This window comes from Tenacibaculum ascidiaceicola (assembly GCF_047470925.1).
In the GTDB taxonomy this organism is placed as follows: domain Bacteria; phylum Bacteroidota; class Bacteroidia; order Flavobacteriales; family Flavobacteriaceae; genus Polaribacter; species Polaribacter discolor.
The window spans coordinates 43798-62221 of record NZ_JAZKJP010000007.1; the positions used below are offsets into that span (position 1 = coordinate 43798).

19 protein-coding genes are annotated in these 18424 nt (G+C 31.8%); 8 read left to right on the plus strand and 11 right to left on the minus strand.

Translation table 11 applies throughout. From position 1 onward, the window contains the following. Positions 1–414, plus strand: coding sequence for a DUF6691 family protein (locus tag VBY68_RS07830; protein WP_121148624.1), 414 nt, complete (start codon positions 1–3; stop codon positions 412–414). A 3-nt stretch (positions 415–417) separates the two neighbouring features. Here VBY68_RS07830 and VBY68_RS07835 read toward each other — a convergent pair whose 3' ends face one another. The 7 genes from VBY68_RS07835 to VBY68_RS07865 form a co-directional block, all read right to left on the minus strand. Then, positions 418–1020, minus strand: coding sequence for a DUF4230 domain-containing protein (locus VBY68_RS07835; protein ID WP_415269398.1), 603 nt, complete (start codon positions 1018–1020; stop codon positions 418–420). Between the two features lie 44 nt (positions 1021–1064). Continuing rightward, a complete protein-coding gene (locus VBY68_RS07840; protein ID WP_121148620.1) occupies positions 1065–1658 on the minus strand; it encodes a lipoprotein signal peptidase in 594 nt (197 codons plus the stop codon). Between the two features lie 126 nt (positions 1659–1784). Continuing rightward, on the minus strand, positions 1785–3677 hold the full coding sequence (locus tag VBY68_RS07845) for a M61 family metallopeptidase (RefSeq protein ID WP_415269399.1): 1893 nt from the start codon (positions 3675–3677) through the stop codon (positions 1785–1787). A gap of 75 nt (positions 3678–3752) precedes the next feature. After that, positions 3753–4400, minus strand: a complete 648-nt coding sequence (locus tag VBY68_RS07850) for a hypothetical protein (protein WP_415269400.1) — start codon at positions 4398–4400, stop codon at positions 3753–3755. A 47-nt stretch (positions 4401–4447) separates the two neighbouring features. After that, a complete protein-coding gene (locus VBY68_RS07855) occupies positions 4448–4825 on the minus strand; it encodes a TraR/DksA family transcriptional regulator (protein WP_121148680.1) in 378 nt (125 codons plus the stop codon). Between the two features lie 4 nt (positions 4826–4829). Continuing rightward, on the minus strand, positions 4830–8237 hold the full coding sequence (ileS, locus tag VBY68_RS07860) for an isoleucine--tRNA ligase (protein ID WP_415269401.1): 3408 nt from the start codon (positions 8235–8237) through the stop codon (positions 4830–4832). Positions 8238–8362: 125 nt separating this feature from the next. Further along, positions 8363–9124 carry a TerB family tellurite resistance protein gene (locus VBY68_RS07865; protein ID WP_099214648.1) on the minus strand — a complete coding sequence of 254 codons (762 nt, stop codon included), beginning with the start codon at positions 9122–9124 and terminating at the stop codon, positions 8363–8365. A 117-nt stretch (positions 9125–9241) separates the two neighbouring features. On the opposite strand from VBY68_RS07865, the gene VBY68_RS07870 reads away from it, so the two are divergent. After that, the gene (locus VBY68_RS07870) at positions 9242–9652 is read left to right on the plus strand and encodes a BrxA/BrxB family bacilliredoxin (protein ID WP_415269402.1); all 411 of its coding nucleotides are present in this window, start codon (positions 9242–9244) and stop codon (positions 9650–9652) included. Positions 9653–9815: 163 nt separating this feature from the next. Here the strand turns inward: VBY68_RS07870 and VBY68_RS07875 are convergent, their stop codons facing one another. Together VBY68_RS07875 and VBY68_RS07880 are read right to left on the minus strand one after the other, a co-directional pair. After that, positions 9816–10274 carry a LexA family protein gene (locus tag VBY68_RS07875; RefSeq protein ID WP_415269403.1) on the minus strand — a complete coding sequence of 153 codons (459 nt, stop codon included), beginning with the start codon at positions 10272–10274 and terminating at the stop codon, positions 9816–9818. 25 nt (positions 10275–10299) lie between these two features. Continuing rightward, positions 10300–11556, minus strand: coding sequence for a Y-family DNA polymerase (locus tag VBY68_RS07880; protein WP_415269404.1), 1257 nt, complete (start codon positions 11554–11556; stop codon positions 10300–10302). Positions 11557–11618: 62 nt separating this feature from the next. On the opposite strand from VBY68_RS07880, the gene VBY68_RS07885 reads away from it, so the two are divergent. The 6 genes from VBY68_RS07885 (at position 11619) to VBY68_RS07910 (ending at position 16350) form a co-directional block, all read left to right on the plus strand. After that, entirely contained in the window at positions 11619–12080 is a 462-nt protein-coding gene (locus tag VBY68_RS07885; protein ID WP_047789927.1) for an Lrp/AsnC ligand binding domain-containing protein, read from the plus strand. Between the two features lie 9 nt (positions 12081–12089). Beyond that, positions 12090–12671 carry a HupE/UreJ family protein gene (locus tag VBY68_RS07890; RefSeq protein ID WP_099214652.1) on the plus strand — a complete coding sequence of 194 codons (582 nt, stop codon included), beginning with the start codon at positions 12090–12092 and terminating at the stop codon, positions 12669–12671. A 65-nt stretch (positions 12672–12736) separates the two neighbouring features. Next, a complete protein-coding gene (locus VBY68_RS07895) occupies positions 12737–13168 on the plus strand; it encodes a deoxycytidylate deaminase (RefSeq protein WP_099214653.1) in 432 nt (143 codons plus the stop codon). Next, positions 13155–14726: a S41 family peptidase gene (locus VBY68_RS07900; protein WP_099214654.1), complete on the plus strand. Its 1572-nt coding sequence runs from the start codon at positions 13155–13157 to the stop codon at positions 14724–14726. The genes VBY68_RS07895 and VBY68_RS07900 overlap by 14 nt, the downstream gene beginning before the upstream one ends. Positions 14727–14933: 207 nt before the next feature. Beyond that, positions 14934–15524 (plus strand): TetR/AcrR family transcriptional regulator, encoded by a 591-nt coding sequence (locus tag VBY68_RS07905; RefSeq protein WP_415269405.1) that lies wholly within the window; start codon positions 14934–14936, stop codon positions 15522–15524. 70 nt (positions 15525–15594) lie between these two features. Then, positions 15595–16350, plus strand: a complete 756-nt coding sequence (locus VBY68_RS07910; RefSeq protein ID WP_415269406.1) for an HD domain-containing protein — start codon at positions 15595–15597, stop codon at positions 16348–16350. Here the strand turns inward: VBY68_RS07910 and VBY68_RS07915 are convergent. Together VBY68_RS07915 and VBY68_RS07920 are read right to left on the minus strand one after the other, a co-directional pair. Further along, entirely contained in the window at positions 16340–16906 is a 567-nt protein-coding gene (locus VBY68_RS07915) for an MOSC domain-containing protein (RefSeq protein WP_415269407.1), read from the minus strand. The genes VBY68_RS07910 and VBY68_RS07915 overlap by 11 nt on opposite strands. Before the next feature lie 8 nt (positions 16907–16914). Continuing rightward, positions 16915–18411: a GH3 auxin-responsive promoter family protein gene (locus tag VBY68_RS07920; RefSeq protein ID WP_124589653.1), complete on the minus strand. Its 1497-nt coding sequence runs from the start codon at positions 18409–18411 to the stop codon at positions 16915–16917. Positions 18412–18424 lie beyond the last annotated feature (13 nt).

The window sequence follows — 18424 nt, forward strand, 5'->3', positions numbered from 1 at the left end:
ATGAAGAATTTTAAGTTTTTAGTTATAGGTATAGTTTTCGGAATTATTTTGTCTAAATCTGAAGCGGTTTCTTGGTATCGAATTTATGAAATGTTCAAGTTTCAATCTTTCCACATGTATGGTATTATTGGTTCTGCTGTAACTATCTCTGCTGTATTTATGTATTTTTTTAAAAGTGGAAAAATTAAAGATTACTTAGGAAACCAAATTAACATCAAAGAGAAAAAGAAAGGTTTTATTAGAACTTTAGTTGGTGGTACTATCTTCGGATTAGGCTGGGCATTAGCAGGCGCTTGTCCTGCTCCCATTTTTGTTTTGATTGGACAAGGAATACTCCCAATGATTATTGTGCTCTTAGGAGCTCTTATAGGAGCTTTTATTTATGGTGTATTAAGTAAGAAATTACCTCACTAATCTTTAATTTTTCAATAGTAAAGGTTCAAAAACACCAGAATTAGTATTATCCACAACTTTCCAATTATAAATTTTAGAGAGTTGGTAAATTTTTGATAATTCTTCAAATAAACGAGTTTTAGCATCTTTTTGTAGTCGAGAAACTGTTATTGTCGATTTAATCTTTTCAATAGCTTTAGCATTCAGCTTATTTAGCTCTTGTTTAGAGAAGGTATTGAACTGACTCTGTTGTAAATCGAAATATTTAATGTCGGGAGAAATTAGAACTTCTTCTTTAGGAATTTTATTGATGATAATTTGTTTACCAACACTATCTATTTGAATTTCTAGTTCCGATAAATCATACCCCACCTCAACCTTAGCGTTTACTGAGAGCATTGCTTTCTTTTCAAAGGTAACGTATCCATAGAAATACTTTTTTGCATCAGTAAAGCTATACATTTCAGAAAAATCCCCTTCTGAAACCACTAACTTACTTAGATTCTGAATTCCGTTTAAAACCACCTGAATTTCTTCTTGCTCATATTTTTTTTCCTTTTTTCCGTACCAGAATTTAGCAATTAAAAACCCTAGAGCAAAAACAGCAAAATATTTTAGTAAACGCATTAATTTCTTTTTCTATAAATATAGGAAAAGTATTTAAAGTGTTTTTATGAAGCTGGTTTTGTTTCTTTTTCTTCTTTAGGAAATGCTTGCTTATTAAATAAAAACAGTAAAGCTACTCCTATAGTTATCCAAGAGTCTGCTCCGTTAAAAATAGCATTGAAAAAGGTAAAACTTTCTCCTTCATAAATAGGAAAATATAGCATGTCTACTACTTTTCCGTGAAACAATTCTCCATATGGGTTATCTGAAAAAAATGTAGCAACATTATGATAAGAAGAATCGAAAATTACACCATAAAAAACAGAATCGATAATATTACCTACTGCTCCTGCTAAAATTAGCGCTATCGCAATAATAACGGCTGTATGCGCTTTTTTCTTGATAGATTGCCATAACCAATACACAATACCTGTAACGGCAACAACTCTAAATAAAGTTAAGAATAACTTACCTGCTTTACCACCAAATTCAAAGCCCCACGCCATTCCGTTATTTTCTGTAAAATGAATTCTAAACCAATCATTGAAAACAATAACTTCTTCTCCTAATTGGAAATGTGTTTTGATATAAATTTTACTGATTTGATCAATTAAAATTGCCAAAATTACGGTAAGTATTGCGATGTGTTTTTTAGACATTTTTTTTATTTAATGGAAACAAAAATAAGAAAACTATTTTTATGTTTTTCTTCTGATTTATAGAAAGAAAAAGACCAATAGTCTTTGAGACATATTGGTCTTAAAATTATTGATTAAAAAAGGAAACTACCCTTTTAACCAAGCTTTTCTTAATTCTTTTTGCTTTTGTGTTGCATTAGGATCATCTTTTAAACTAGTTCCTTTTGTGTATGATTGAGTTAAAGTTGTTTTAATAATTACCTCTTTACCATCTCTTTCTAGTTTTACTTCAACTTCGTTTCCTGGTTGCCACATAAACATTTTCGTAAAAATCTGGTTTGCACTTTCCTTTGTTACTGCTACTCCATCAACCTCTTTAATTGCATCGTTAGGTTGTGCTCCATTTTCAGCCCAAAAGCTATTATCTTTTACTGCTTCTGAAAATCTGATTGTTTTTGTCGCTTGGTCTGCTCTAACAATCATAGCTCCATCATTTTGAATATAATTTGTTTTTACCTTTGATTCATTCAACACTAATCCTGCCTTTGCAAAAAACTCATTATAATTAATTGGTGTACCTTCTACTACGTGTGTATTCAAAAACGCTCCTATTGAAGGGTATGTCATTTCAGTAATTTCTTCAATTAATTTATCATCCTCAAATGGTTTATTTTTTCCATATTTTAATGATAATTCTTTCATTAATGACAACACGCCTCTATTTCCATTACTTTCTTCACGCATTAAAATATCAATACACATACCGATTAAAGCTCCCTTTTGATAAACATTATAGTACTGAGAAGCATAAGGCTCGTCTAATACATTTTCACTCATTTTAGTAAAACTCATAGAGTCGTTCATAGAAGATGCAGTTTTAATTTTACCCATAATTTTACTGTAAAACTCGTCTTCTGTTACTAAACCTTGATTTACTTGAAATAATGTAGCAAAGTATTCTGTAATTCCTTCATACATCCATAAGTGTTTTGAGAATGTTGGTTGATTGTAATCGAAATAATGTACGTCTTCTGAATGTACACTTAACGGAGTTACAATATGAAAAAACTCATGAGATACTACATCTATCATACTTTTTGCTAATGCTTCATCTGGCATTGCTTCTGGTAATACTACTACTGTTGATGTGTGATGTTCTAAAGCTCCAAATCCTTTAGGTGCTTTTTCAGTTCCATCGGATAGATATAAATAAATATCGTAACGAGCAGTACTGTTAACACTTCCTAAGTATGCTTTTTGTGCTTGCATCATTTTCTCCATAACTTTTTTAAGCTTTTCTGCTGAATGCTTTTTGTTTGGAGAGTATACACTTAATACAATTTTAATATCACCTACTTTGAACTCTTCTACATCTAGTTCTCCGTAAAACATCGGGTTGTCTGTAATATCAAAATAACGTGGAGCAAAATAGCTTGAAGTTAAAGTTGAACCATCTTCGCTTGTTTTTGTTCCTACTTCTTGTAATGCTGAAGTTCTTTTAAAATTAGTAGGCGAAACAACATCTAATTTATATTGATTATTTTTTAAAGAATCAAAATACCCTACAAACCCGTGAAGATTTAATACATAATTAGTAGATTCTATATTGGTTCCTGCTGGTGAAAATGGGGTATCTCCTCCAATTCCTCCTGAAACTTCCATATCAAAAGTATCGTTTACCAAATAGGTTACTTTATCTAATTTTTGGGCATTGGTAATTTCCCATGTATTGGTATCAACTTTTGTAGCTTCTAATTCGTTTCCTTCATAATCTAAAGCCTTAAAACTATCTACATATTTACCAAAATCACTTACAGAATAAGTTCCTTGGACTACTCTTGGTAACCTATATGTTACTTTTTCAACTGTAAATCTACCTGGGTTAACAGTTACCGGTACTTTATCATTATCAACCTTTGTTAAATCTAAGGTTGTTACTATCGGGGTTTGAACTGCTAAATCGTTTGTTGTTTTTTTTGTGGAGTTACAGCTTATTAATAATAATGCTGCAATGGCTGCGGTTAGTATGCTTTTGTTCATTTCTTAGTTTTTAATTAACCATTAGACAAAATAACTTATGTTTTGTTACGTGTAATTATTATAAAATTTTGTTAATTACTCTAATTCTATGTTTATGTTGGCATGAATTGAATTTATGGTAAGTTTTTTAGAAGTTGATAAGTTTTCTTGAGAGAATGGAGATTCTTTTTTCTCTCCATTTATAAAAATGGTTCCGTTATTAGTTTTTAAGTCTAACATACTTTTTGAAGTTATTTTCGCAAATACATTTCCTTGAAAAAGACGCACATTTACGCTCCTTTCAATAATATTCAGTTTTATATTTCCTCTTTCAATATAAACATCTAAATCTCCAGCGTAACTTTTTGAATTAACTCCTATGGTTTTTCCATGTATGCTTATATGTTTATTTTTAGGAACTTTTATAACCGCTCTAGCTCTTTCTAATCTTCTTGTTATATATTTTCGAAAAACTTCATTTTTTAGTGTTGGAATATTTAACTCAAATGCTATTGTAAAAACTTCTCCTTCTTTTTTGAACAATATATTATGTGTATGTGGATTTTCATCAAGTAAAATTACTTCTAGCTCGTTACTCTTTGAATTTTCTATTACAATATCGTCTAACCCGTAAGTAACTACTTCGAGTTCGTTTACTAACATTTTTCTCTTCTGTATTATTTTTTCTTGACAGTAAAGAAATTGAACACTTATTAGGGTATATAATAATAGATATTTTTTCATACAAAAAAAGCCTCTAAAAGAGGCTCTATTTATTTTAACTTTAAAAGTTATTGTTTTCGTTTTGCTTCGATACTTAAAGTAGCGTGTGGCACTAGCTTTAAGCGTTCTTTTTGAATTAGCTTACCTGTAACTCTACAAATACCGTACGTTTTATTTTCAATACGAACTAAGGCATTTTTTAAATCACGAATAAACTTTTCTTGACGAATAGCTAGCTGCATATTTGCTTCTTTAGCCATTGTATCTGAACCTTCTTCAAAAGATTTAAATGTTGGCGATGTATCATCGGTTCCATTATCTGAACCGTTTTTATACGATGCTTGTAACAATCTTAAGTCTTCTTCAGCTTTTTCAATTTTCTTTTGAATGATTTCCTTAAACTCTAGTAAATCACTATCTGAATATCTTATTTTAACATCATCCATAATGCTATATTTTTTCAATTAACATTCTACTTTTAATGGCATCAAACTCAATTTCTGTACCATTTTTTAAATCATCAACAAAAACTAATTCATTTGTTAATGTTTCTGCTTTAATGTAGTTTTCATTTGCCAATACCGATTCTCTTAAATCATCAGCTTGTAAAATGGTTAATTTTATTTTATCGGTTACTTCTAAACCTGTGTCTTTTCGTGCGTTTTGAATTCTATTAACTAATTCTCTTGCCACACCTTCTTTGCGTAATTCGTCGTTTATTGTAACATCTAAAGCAACTGTTAACCCTTCTGCATTGGCTACTAACCACCCTTCGATATCTTTCGATGAAATCTCCACATCAGCGGTTCCTAAAGTAATCAATTTATCGTTAATTTCCACAGAAATTTCACCTTCTTTTTCTATTTTGATGATATCATCTTGTGTAAATCCTTGTATCTTATTAGCTATCAACTTCATATCTTTACCAAACTTAGGCCCTAAAGCTTTAAAATTTGGTTTGATTTGTTTTACTAAAATCCCTGAAGCATCGTCTAATAACTCTATCTCCTTAACATTAACTTCTGATTTTATTAAGTCTGCTACTGCTAAAATTTCTTCCTTCTGCGTTGCATCCAATACAGGGATCATAATTTTTTGTAACGGTTGACGTACTTTAATTTTTTCTTTAGCTCTTAAAGATAGTACTAACGAAGATATTGTTTGTGCATTTTCCATTTTACGCTCTAACGACTTATCTACTAAATCAGCATTATATTTAGGAAACTCTGCTATATGTACGCTTTCAAAACTTTCTTTTCCTGTAGCTTTTATTAAATCTTTATACAAACGATCCATAAAGAAAGGTGCTACTGGAGAACCTAATTTAGCTACCGTTAACATACAAGTGTATAACGTTTGATATGCTGAAATTTTATCTTGCGCATATTCTCCTTTCCAGAAACGTCTTCTACATAAACGTACATACCAGTTACTTAAATGATCTTGTACAAAATCAGAAATAGCTCTAGTTGCCTTGGTTGGTTCGTATTCTGCATAGAATTTATCTACCTTTTGAACTAACGTGTTTAATTCAGATAAAATCCAACGGTCTATCTCCGGTCTTTCATTAATAGCTATTTCAGCTTCACTATAGGTGAAGTTATCAATGTTTGCATATAAAGAGAAGAATGAATAGGTATTATATAAAGTTCCGAAGAACTTACGTTTTACTTCTTCTATTCCTGCTAAATCAAATTTTAAGTTATCCCAAGGATTTGCATTTGATATCATATACCAACGTGTAGCATCTGGACCATATTCTGATAACGTAGTAAACGGATCAACAGCATTTCCTAAACGCTTTGACATTTTTTGTCCGTTCTTATCTAACACCAATCCATTAGACACTACATTTTTATAAGCTACAGAATCAAACACCATAGTTCCAATAGCATGTAACGTATAGAACCATCCACGAGTTTGGTCTACTCCCTCTGCAATAAAATTCGCTGGATAACTTTCTTTATTATCAATTAATTCTTTGTTTTCAAATGGGTAATGCCATTGTGCATATGGCATAGAACCAGAATCGAACCATACATCAATTAAATCGCTTTCACGCTTCATTGGTTTTCCTGAGGCAGAAACTAAAATAATTTTATCGACTACATTTTTGTGTAAGTCAATTTTATCATAGTTATCTTCTGACATATTTCCTACTTCAAAATCAGCAAAAATATCTTCAGACATTACGCCAGCATTAACTGACTTTTGAATCTCTTCTTTTAATTCAGCTACAGAACCGATACAGATTTGCTCTGTTCCGTCTTCAGTACGCCAAATTGGTAATGGAATTCCCCAAAAACGAGAACGTGATAAGTTCCAATCATTCGCATTTTTTAACCAGTTACCAAAACGTCCTTCTCCTGTTGATTTTGGCTTCCAGTTAATAGTTTCGTTTAAATCGAACATTTTATCCTTTACATCGGTTACCTTAATAAACCAAGAATCTAATGGATAGTATAAAATTGGTTTATCCGTACGCCAACAGTTTGGATAACTGTGCACATATTTTTCAACCTTAAAGGCTTTGTTTTCTGTTTTTAGTTGAATTGCCAATTCTACATCTACCGATTTTTCTGGAGCCTCCCCATCTGTATAGTATTCATTCTTTACATATTTACCTGCATATTCTCCCATTTCTGGGCGAAATTTCCCTTGTAAATCTACTAATGGAACTGGATTCTCATTTTCATCTAACACCAACATTGGCGGCACTTCTGGAGTTGCTTGTTTTGCAACTAAAGCATCATCAGCACCAAATGTTGGGGCTGTATGTACGATACCTGTACCATCTTCGGTAGTTACAAAATCTCCTGAAATTACTCTAAAAGCGTTTTCTGGATTTTGATATGGTAAAGCAAATGGTAATAATTGCTCGTATTTAATACCTACTAAATCTTTTCCTATAAATTCTTTTACAATTGCATATGGAATTTGCTTATCTCCTTCAGCATAATTTGCTAATTCCTCTACATCTTCAACTTGATTAAACTTCTTCCCAGCAAATTGTTTTGATACTAAGTTTTTAGCCAACACCACTTGAATTGGCTCAAATGTATATTGGTTGAATGTTTTAACTAAAACGTATTCTATTTTTGGCCCAACCGTTAATGCTGTATTCGATGGAAGTGTCCATGGTGTAGTTGTCCAAGCTAAAAAGTGTACATCTCCATCAACTTGTAAAAAGTCTGGTAATGTTTCTTTTATCGTTTTAAACTGAGCTACTACTGTAGTATCTGTAACGTCTTGATACGTTCCTGGTTGATTTAACTCATGCGAACTTAATCCTGTTCCTGCTTTTGGTGAATATGGCTGGATTGTATACCCTTTATATAACAAATCCTTATTATAGATTTGTTTTAACAACCACCAAACCGATTCCATATATTTTGGTTTATAGGTTATATATGGATCTTCCATATCTACCCAATATCCCATTTTTTGAGTTAGGTCATTCCAAATATCGGTATAACGCATTACAGCTTTTTTACATGCTTCGTTATATTCTTCAACCGTAATTTTGGTTCCGATATCTTCTTTAGTGATTCCTAATTCTTTTTCAACTCCCAATTCTACAGGTAAACCATGCGTATCCCAACCTGCTTTACGCTTAACTTGGTATCCTTTTTGGGTTTTATAACGACAAAAAATATCTTTAATGGCACGTGCCATTACGTGGTGAATTCCTGGTAAACCGTTTGCTGAAGGTGGTCCTTCAAAAAACACAAATGGTTCGTTTCCTTCACGTGTAGTAATACTTTTTTCAAAGATGTTGTTTTCCTCCCAATAGTTTAATATTTCTTCTGCTACTTTTGGTAAATCCAATCCTTTGTATTCAGTAAACTTCTTACTCATTTTGTCGGTTTATTAATTGAATGTGCGAAATTACGTATTTTCTTGTAATTGTTGAATTTGAGATATAAAAAAACACCTCAAAATTGAGGTGTTTTTTACATAATTCTTAATTTTATATGAACATATTAACTAATCCCACGTTCTTTTTTAATTTGTTCATAAGCAGCCTGTATTTTTTGAAACTTATCTTTAGCTCCTTTTTTATGCTCTTCTCCTAAGTTTTGTAACTTATCTGGGTGATGTTTTTTAGCCATTCTTCTGTAGGCTTTTTTTACTTCATCGTTAGTCGATTCTTTCGTTATCTCTAGCATTTTATAAGCTCCATCAGACTCATCATAAAACATTGCTTTTATTGATGAGTAATCATATTCGTTGATATATAAATAGCTTGCTATTTTTCTAATTTCTTCTTCCTCTACACTAGTTACTTGCCCATCTGCTTTTGCTATTCCAAACAAAAAATGTAATAATTGTAATCGCGTAGCATGCGACATATACTGACGTATTTGTAAGCAAACTTGGCGTGTAGATATTTGTTTTTTTATAATTCCATTAAATAGTTTGAATGCGTGATTTGCTCGTTCTTTACCATACATTTTTACAAAGTAAGCACGAACATAATCTAACTCTCGCTTATCTATTTTTCCATCAGATTTTATAACTACTGATGCTAATATTAATAAACTTATTTCAAAGTCACCTGATGTAGCTCTCCCTCTTCTTGGTTGACCTCCAGTCTTTTTTTGATATTCTTGCTGCTCTTGTACAAAATCTTCTACAGAAATTCCATCAATAAGACTTCCTACAGCAAACCCAATTATTGCTCCTATTGGCCCTCCTAATGTAAAGCCAGCTCCAGCTCCAAGCCATTTTGCAAATTTTCCCATTGTTTGTTTTTTAGAGGCTACAAAGATAAAACATTACCTATCTATCTCCATACTTATTTCGAGTTGATTGTTGGCATGAAAAGAAGTATCTTTGCCTTAAATTTTTAATTCAAAAATATGTATCCAGAAGAATTAGTAAAACCAATGCGCGATCAATTAATCGATGCTGGTTTTGAAGCTTTATATACTGCTGAAGATGTTGACAATGCTTTAGCCAAAGAAGGAACTACGTTAGTAATGGTAAACTCTGTTTGTGGGTGTGCTGCAGGTACTGCAAGACCTGGTGCTATTGCTTCTTTAGGAGCAGATAAAACTCCTACGAACTTAACTACAGTTTTTGCAGGTGTAGAGAAAGAATCTACAGCGAAGGCAAGAGAATATATGATTCCTTTCCCTCCATCATCTCCTGCAATTGCTTTATTTAAAGATGGTAATTTAGTACACATGTTAGAGCGTCATCATATTGAAGGACGTTCTGCACAAGCTATTGCTCAGAATTTAGCCGCTGCTTACAAAGAGTTTTGTTAATCTTTTTTAAGACACAAGATTTTTAGAATAAAGACAAAAAATCCAGCAAATAGCTGGATTTTTTTATTTTGAGATTCTTCATACAAAATTCAGATTGACTCTTTGATCTTTCTAAAAAAGTCTTGATTCTTCTGTCTAACAGCAAAGCGGTCTTGGTTCTCTGCTACACCTTCTTAATCACATTAGTTACAACTCCCCAAATAATAAAGTTGTTTTCTTCGGTAATTTTTATAATTGGATAATCTGGATTTTCAGGTTGTAGCCAAACTTCACTACCTTCTACTCGCAGACGTTTTACGGTAAACTCACCATCTAAAAAACATACTGCAATTTTATTATTGGTTGGAGGAATACTTCTATCAATTACCAATAAATCATTATCATCTAAACCTGCACCAATCATCGACTGTCCGCTTACTCTTGCAAAAAAGGTAGCTTCTTTATTTCTAATAAGTTCTTCATCTAACGAAATACGCGTTTCCCTGAAATCATCAGCAGGTGAAGGAAACCCTGCAGAAATACCTGTATCCATTAAAATAGCTCCTTTGCTTTCATTTAACTCTTTTGGTAAGAAAAAAGTCAATGCCTCTGATGCTTTTACTGGCTTTAATTTTCGTAACATCTTATTGTTTGTTATTTAACTAAACTTATTTTACCTTAATAATATCGTTAATATTTGTAGTGTATTTGGGCGATAATCGTTCTTGACGCATCTTCCAAGTACGTTGTAAATCTTGATTGGCTAATTTAATCTTATCTGCTTTATAAGTTTGATTAATTTTATCAATCGCACTCATTAAAGAGGTATGCTTCGGATTTTCGCTTGCAAACATATCTATCTGATAATTATCTGAAGGAACCAATCCTGTTACAATTACTCCTGCTCTTTTATACTTTATTCCTTCTTTAAATATAGTTGTTACCGCTTGTACTGCACTTTTACTTATCGTTAATGTGGAGTTTGTTGGATATGGAAACACAACTGTTTTACTTACTCGATGTTGTTCAGTATCTTTTTTATGATAATCACTTCGTAGCAAAACAATCACCATATGACAACTAGAGTTTTGTTTGCGTAATTTTTCTGCACAACTCACTGCAAAGGTTGAAATTCTTTCTTTAATATTATCTAAGTCAGAAAATGTATATTCAAAACTTCGGGTTGTTGCTATTGCTTTCTTATTAGTAGATTCATCTAATTCTATTTTAGACTCTCCTTCTAAATCTTTTTTTAACTTCCAGCCTGTTATAGAAAGATTTTTCAATACCCAATTATCATCTAACTGGGTAAAATCGTATGCTTTTTTACATCCTTTGGCGAGCAACCTCTTCTGTATACCTCTGCCAATTCCCCAAACACTTTCTATAGGAGTCCACTGCAACGCTTTGACTCTTTTTTCTTCGGAATTTATTACATATACTCCGCCTGTTTCTTTTGGAAATTTACGAGCTATTTTATTGGCTACTTTACTTAACGCTTTTGTTGGTGCAATTCCTACACAGGTTGGAATCCCCGTCCACTTCAATAGTCTTTCTCTAATTTCTTTCCCGTAGGAATTAAAATCATACTCATCAAAACCTTTGAATTGTAAAAAAGCTTCATCAATAGAGTATACTTCTACATCTGGAGAAAATTGTTCTAAAATCTTCATCACCCTAGCACTCATATCACCATATAGTGGATAGTTTGAGGACAGTACCGAGATATTGTTGTTTTTACAGAACTGATCCCACTTAAAAATTGGTGCCCCAAACGGAAGCTGTAACTTTTTTGCTTCATCACTCATTGAAATAACACAACCATCATTATTACTTAAAATAGCTACTGGTTTTCCTTGCAAATTCGGATTAAAAACCCGTTCGCAAGAAGCATAAAAGTTATTACAATCTACCAACGCATACATAACTGTAAAGGTACAGAATATTGAAAAAATGAACTCTAACTAACTTTCCTTATTTTTGTTTCATGGTTAGAAAATTAAAAATTGACGGAATTGATAAAATCATTATCAAACGCCTTGTTAAAGATGCACGTACACCTATTTTAAGCATTGCTCGAGAAGTGGGTATATCTGGTGCTGCCATTCATCAACGATTACGAAAGTTAGACGAATCGGATTTAATTGATGGTTATAAAATGATATTAAACCCAAAAGCATTAGGGTACACTACTACTGCTTTTGTTGGTGTTTTTTTAGATTCTTCTAGCCTATACTCTTCAGCAATTAAACGTTTAAAAGAAATTCCTGAGATTGTAGAAAGTCACTACACTACTGGTAACTATGCTATTTTCATTAAAATACTGTGTAAAAACAATGAAGACTTAATGCATTTGTTAAATAAGGATATTCAAACCATAAAAGGGGTTTCGAGAACCGAAACTTTTATATCTTTAGACCAACAAATAGATCGACAAATAAAAATTTAAAAACCCCGAATGAACGATTTTATCTTCTACTTTAAAACAGGCTTGTTTCATGTACTAGATTTTAAAGCCTATGACCATATTTTATTCTTAATTGTATTAGCTGTTGTATATCAATTTAAGCAGTGGACAAAAGTTTTATGGTTAATCACTTTATTTACTATTGGACACTCGATAACCTTAGCACTTTCAGCTTATGGAATATTAAATGTCCGAGCAGATTTAATTGAATTTTTAATTCCATTAACCATTTTTATTACTGGATTAATGAATGTATTAACTGCTAAAAAGGCATCAGTAGGAAAAGAAAATCAGAATTTATTTTTTGCTTTATTTTTCGGATTAATTCACGGACTTGGTTTTTCCAACTATTTTAAAATTATGATTGGAAAAACTTCTGATAAATTTTTACCTTTATTAGAATTTGCATTAGGTGTAGAAGTAGCACAAATTATTATTGTATTAGGAATTTTATTAATTGGTGCTTTAGTACAATCAATCTTTAGTGTAAACCGTCGCGATTGGATTTTAATCATGTCTTCTATCGTTATCGGGTTTGCCTTACAAATGATGTTTGACCGAGTTTTTTGGTAAAAAATTAACGCCTAACTAACTCAAATCTAACTACCTTAGCTTATCTAAGAAAAACCACACTGAAAATTTTGAAGAAAAAACAATTAAAATACGACATTGCCTATTTAAAAATGGCAAATGAATGGGGACAACTTTCTCACTGTATTCGTAAAAAAGTAGGTGCCTTAATTGTTAAAGATCGAATGATTATTTCTGATGGTTATAATGGTACTCCTTCTGGTTTTGAAAATTATTGTGAAGATGAAGAAGGATACACCAAATGGTATGTATTACATGCCGAAGCCAATGCTATTTTAAAAGTAGCTTCTTCAACACAATCATGTAAAGGTGCTACCTTATATATTACACTTTCGCCTTGCCAGCAATGTAGTAAATTAATACATCAAGCAGGAATAAAACGTGTAGTATATGCTAGTGCTTACAAAGACCGATCAGGGTTGGATTTTTTAGAAAAAGCAGGTGTTGAATTGACGTATTTACCTTATGAACAAGAATAATTTACCTATATATTTATCTATTGCTGTAATTTTCGGTATTCTTATCGGAACCTTTTTTAGCAACGGAAATTCAAGTAACCTTATTGGAAAAAGCTCATCAAGCGAACGTAAAATAAAACGCTTGATAGACTATATTCAAAGTGATTATGTTGATGATGTAAATACTGATGAATTACTAGATGGAGCGATTGCCGAAATGTTAGGTAAATTAGACCCACATTCAGTATATATTCCAAAGGAAAACTTACAATTGGTTACCGAAAACATGCAAGGTAATTTTGTTGGTATTGGTGTTCAATTTAGAATGATTGGTGATACCATAACAGTTATTGAACCTATTAAAGGCGGACCAAGTATTGAGGCTGGTATTAAAGCAGGTGACAGAATTTTGCTTGCAGATAAGGATACGCTGTACGGAAAGAAATTACAAACTTCCCAAATAATGAAAGCTTTAAAAGGGAAGCCAAACACCAAAGTAAACTTACAAGTTTACAGAAAAACCAACGATAGTATTTTTGACATTACCATTAATCGTGGTAAGGTAAATATTAAAAGTGTTGATGTTGCATATATGCTAAACGATAGTATTGGTTATATAAAGTTAGATCGTTTTGCCCGTAACACCTATATTGAGTTTAAGTCTTCTCTAAATAAATTACTAACTAAAGGAATGACAGATTTAGTTCTAGATCTTCGTGGAAATGGTGGTGGTTTTATAGATATTGCTAATGATATTGTTGATGAGTTTTTAGAAGATGAAAAGCTGATTGTATTTACAAAAAATAATAAAGGTGATATTGTAGAGTCTTTCGCTACTGATAAAGGAGATTTTGAAAATGGAGGTTTGTATGTATTGATAGATGAAAACTCTGCTTCTGCTTCTGAAATTGTAGCTGGTGCTTTACAAGATAATGACAAAGGTATTATTATTGGCCGTCGTTCTTTTGGAAAAGGATTGGTGCAACAAGAAATGGATTTAGGTGATGGTTCTGCCGTGCGATTAACTACTGCTAGGTATTATACTCCAACAGGGCGATCTATTCAAAAACCTTATAAAAAAGACGCAGATTCAGAAGAATACAGTCACGATTTTGAACATCGATTAGAAAATGGGGAGTTATTTACCAAGGATAGTATTAAAACTGTTGATAGCTTAAAATACACAACTCCTAAAGGAAAAGTAGTATATGGTGGTGGTGGAATTATTCCTGATTATTTTGTAGCAGTCGACACCTCAGCATATATTCCTACAATATTCTTCCGTCCTTTAAATGATTTTGCCTTCTCTTATGTGGACGATAATCGTAAAAAATTGGCTTCACTAACAGTTGAAGATTTTATTAGCAATTTTGATAAAGACAATAAAGTTTCTAACAAATTCTTAGCAGAACTTAAAGACTTCAGACTTTCTGAAAGAACAAAAAATCAGCTTCGTAGTAACTTAAAAGTATTGATAGCTCGTGAACTTTTTAGCGATGAAGGCTTATATAAAGTAGACCAGCAGGATGATAAAATGTTACAAAAAGTGTTTGAGTTAGAACAAAAACAAAATGAATAAAAATATACTTAAACTCATCGGGGTTATTACTTCAATAATATTCACTTATGAATTCTTTAGTTTTATTATAGAGAACTTCATCTACGGATGGAATACCCCTAGCTAAAATCTCTTTTTAACCTAAATTTTAGTTTTAGCATTACTTTATTATATACATAATAGTAAATTTGTACTACATGTAAATTAATAAAGAGTACGCTACAACGAATGAAAAAATCTGCGAACACAAGAGCAACTATTTTACAACAAGCTTTTGAACTTATTTATAAAAAGGGATATCAATCTACCAGTATCGATGAAATAATAGCTACTACTAAAGTTACAAAAGGTGCTTTTTATTATCATTTCAAGAATAAAAAGCAAATGGGAATTGCTGTTATTAAAGAGATAATACAGCTAAAAACTATTGACTTACCTATTAGCTCTCTCTCTTCTACCGATAGTCTATGTGATTCTTTATACACAATGATTGAAGAATTACTTTTACACAACTCTTTTTTAACAATAGAACATGGTTGTCCTCTAGCCAACTTAACTCAAGAAATGTCTCCATTAGACAATGACTTTAAACAGGTTCTTAACGAAGTAAAATCTCTATGGACAGATGCTATTTCTAGTTCTATAATCAAAGAACAACAAAATAATACCTTAAACTCAAGTATTAACGCTGAAGAAGTTGCTGATTTTATTATAGCTAGCTATTGGGGAGCTAGAGCTTTAGGTAAATTAAGCAATAAGACAAATACTTATACCCATCATTTAAAGCAATTAAAACTTTACTTAACTGGTTTAAAATAATATTAGATTTAAAAACATACCAATTAGTATGTTTTTGTTTTATATTTGCTTTGTTCGAAAAAAATAAGCAATGCAAATACATAATAATCATAGTCCTTCTGTACTCAACAGAAAAGAAATTCAACAATTTAAAAAACTCTTAATTACTTCTAAATTAAAAGAAACTTATGCTAAGTTTTTATATAAAACTGGCATTAAGTCTAAATTAGATTATGATATTAACACTATTGGAATTCCAGACTCTAAACTATCTAAACTGGCTTTAAAAGAGGCAAATGAGTTATGTAACCCAATACTTTTATATCATTCTTATAGAACCTTTTTTTGGTCTGCTGGAATTGCTCTTTCAGAAAAATTACACTACGATAAAGAATTACTTTTTGTATCATCAATGCTACATGATATCGGTTTAACTGATTCTCACAATCATATATGTAGTCAACAATGTTTTGCTAATTATGGAGGTTCTTATGCTGATGATTTAGTAAAGAAAAATGACACTGAAAATAAAGCTGCTATTATTAAAACTGCTATTGAAATGCACTTATATCCTTCTGTAGATAAAAAGAAATTTGGTAATGAAGCTTATTTACTATCAAAAGGGGCAGCTATGGATGTGATTGGTTCACACTGTTTCCAAGTTCCCACTCCTTTTATTAAAGAAGTTCATAAAACTTATCATAGGAATGGTTTCAAAAAAGATATAATCGAAACCATGGAAACACTGAATCATAAAGAAAATACCAGAGCTGATATTTTGTACAAAATGGGGTTTGCCTCTATGGCTTCAAAAAACATGTTAGATTCCCAAAAGTTTAGTTCTTAGGTTTAAACTTTGCTTCCCTCTTACTCTTATACACTTCTTCAATGGTTGGATTTTGAGGGCAGCTTTTTACCTGTTCAAATTCATCTCCTGCTTTCACAAAACCTGTTTGAAGTATTTTAAAATAGACTCCTGGTAAATTTTGTTTCCAAAACTGTTTTACAATTTTCATATCATTAAAACGTACACCAAGTTTCATGCATGGTTGACGCGGCTTCGTAACTTCAATTATAACCTCTCCTACCTTAAAAGTATCTCCTACATGCAGTTGGCTTTCGTCTAAATCATCAATTGTTAAATTTTCACCAAACATTCCAAGTTCCCAATCTAAATTAGGGTATAACTCTTTCCAATATGCATAATGTTTTTCTGAATATGCATATACTGCTTGATCAATACCTCCATGATACTTTCTATCACAGATAGCATCATCCTTTACTTTTTCAAGATCTAAAAAAATAGGAGTTTCAACAGGGAATTTAAAAATTCCTGTCGTCACGATTTTTCCTTTCCAATCAATTTCTTTTCTTTCTCCTATGTTAGTAGCTACAATTTTCATTTTATTTTTTATTCAACTAAGAAGTTCTGTAATACATTCGCTATTTTTCTATTATCTGATAGCTGTGGGATTTTATTCTGACCTCCAAACTTCCCTATGGATTTCATATACTCATGAAAACCTCCTTTTTTAACTTTTCTAATGATAAGAGGGCGTAAAATTTTACCTTCAATTAAATCGAAGTAATATACATTTTGCTCTTGCATAGAAGCATCAATCTTAGATGCTAACTCATCCAAATTCTCAGGTTCATTTTCAAACTCAATAAACCACTCATGATATGGTAGTCCACTTTCTGGATTTACTTGCGGGGCTACTGTAAACTCACTTACGTTAACATCTGTTCCTTTTATAGCATCATTTAATGCTTTTTCAACCTCTTTTCCTATTACATGCTCCCCAAAAGCAGAAATAAAGTGTTTTATACGTCCTGTTACTTTTATTCTGTAAGGCTTTAACGAAGTAAATTCAACAGTATCACCAATATTATACCCCCATAAACCAGCAGAAGTGTTTAATATAATCACATAGTTTACTCCTAACTGAACATCTTTTAACGATATTCTTGTTGGGTTCTCATCAAAAAATTCATTTGCTGGAATAAATTCATAAAACATTCCTGAATTTAATTGTAGCAACATACCTTTTTCGGTTTGCGAATCTTGATATGCAATAAATCCTTCGGATGCAGGATATAACTCTACATAGTCTATTTTTTTTCCTATCAACGCTTCAAACTTATTCTTGTAAGGCTCGAAATTTACTCCACCATACACGAAAAAATTAAAGTTTGGAAAGAGTTCAGAAACATTCTTACCTGTTTTCTCCTTCAAGCGTTCAAAATACATTTGTACCCACGACGGAATTCCGCTTATCACCGTCATATTCTCTTGCAATGTTTCTTCAACTACTTTATCTACTTTGGTATCCCAATCTTCAATACAGTTAGTTTCCCAACTCGGTAAACGGTTTTTTAAGAGGTAATTTGGAACATAATGTGCTGCTATCCCACTTAAACGTCCTAATTTCACTCCGTTTTTATCTTCTAAAACTGGACTTCCTTGTAAAAAAATCATCTTCCCATCAACAAAACTAGCGTCGTTTGTTTCTGTTATATAAAACAACAAAGCATTTCGAGCTGCTTTAATATGCGTTGGCATGGATTCTTTACTTATAGGAATGTATTTTGCTCCTGAAGTTGTTCCTGAAGTTTTAGCAAAATACAAAGGCTTTCCTTTCCACAAAACATTTTCTTCTCCTGCTACAACTCTATCTACATAATCACGCAAGCCTTCATAATCGTTAATTGGGACTCTTTTTTTAAAATCTTCGTAATTATTGATTGATATAAAATCGTGATCTTTTCCAAATGCTGTTTTACATCCTTCAGTAACCAAATATTCAAAAACTTTTTCTTGAGTTTTGTGTGGGTTGTTTGCCCATTTATATACTTGTTTACGAACAATTTTCGCAAATGGAATTGCTAGTATTGATTTTATGCTCATTCTCTTTTTTTCT

Coding starts and splice junctions, on each gene's coding strand:
- VBY68_RS07835 (WP_415269398.1), bottom strand. CDS start 1,020: ATGCGTTTACTAAAATATTTTGCTGTTTTTGCTCTAGGGTTTTTAATT.
- VBY68_RS07850 (WP_415269400.1), bottom strand. CDS start 4,400: ATGAAAAAATATCTATTATTATATACCCTAATAAGTGTTCAATTTCTT.
- VBY68_RS07890 (WP_099214652.1), top strand. CDS start 12,090: ATGAACGATTTTATCTTCTACTTTAAAACAGGCTTGTTTCATGTACTA.
- VBY68_RS07900 (WP_099214654.1), top strand. CDS start 13,155: ATGAACAAGAATAATTTACCTATATATTTATCTATTGCTGTAATTTTC.
- VBY68_RS07845 (WP_415269399.1), bottom strand. CDS start 3,677: ATGAACAAAAGCATACTAACCGCAGCCATTGCAGCATTATTATTAATA.
- ileS (WP_415269401.1), bottom strand. CDS start 8,237: ATGAGTAAGAAGTTTACTGAATACAAAGGATTGGATTTACCAAAAGTA.
- VBY68_RS07880 (WP_415269404.1), bottom strand. CDS start 11,556: ATGTATGCGTTGGTAGATTGTAATAACTTTTATGCTTCTTGCGAACGG.
- VBY68_RS07840 (WP_121148620.1), bottom strand. CDS start 1,658: ATGTCTAAAAAACACATCGCAATACTTACCGTAATTTTGGCAATTTTA.
- VBY68_RS07870 (WP_415269402.1), top strand. CDS start 9,242: ATGTATCCAGAAGAATTAGTAAAACCAATGCGCGATCAATTAATCGAT.
- VBY68_RS07865 (WP_099214648.1), bottom strand. CDS start 9,124: ATGGGAAAATTTGCAAAATGGCTTGGAGCTGGAGCTGGCTTTACATTA.
- VBY68_RS07915 (WP_415269407.1), bottom strand. CDS start 16,906: ATGAAAATTGTAGCTACTAACATAGGAGAAAGAAAAGAAATTGATTGG.
- VBY68_RS07905 (WP_415269405.1), top strand. CDS start 14,934: ATGAAAAAATCTGCGAACACAAGAGCAACTATTTTACAACAAGCTTTT.
- VBY68_RS07830 (WP_121148624.1), top strand. CDS start 1: ATGAAGAATTTTAAGTTTTTAGTTATAGGTATAGTTTTCGGAATTATT.
- VBY68_RS07910 (WP_415269406.1), top strand. CDS start 15,595: ATGCAAATACATAATAATCATAGTCCTTCTGTACTCAACAGAAAAGAA.
- VBY68_RS07885 (WP_047789927.1), top strand. CDS start 11,619: ATGGTTAGAAAATTAAAAATTGACGGAATTGATAAAATCATTATCAAA.
- VBY68_RS07855 (WP_121148680.1), bottom strand. CDS start 4,825: ATGGATGATGTTAAAATAAGATATTCAGATAGTGATTTACTAGAGTTT.
- VBY68_RS07920 (WP_124589653.1), bottom strand. CDS start 18,411: ATGAGCATAAAATCAATACTAGCAATTCCATTTGCGAAAATTGTTCGT.
- VBY68_RS07875 (WP_415269403.1), bottom strand. CDS start 10,274: ATGTTACGAAAATTAAAGCCAGTAAAAGCATCAGAGGCATTGACTTTT.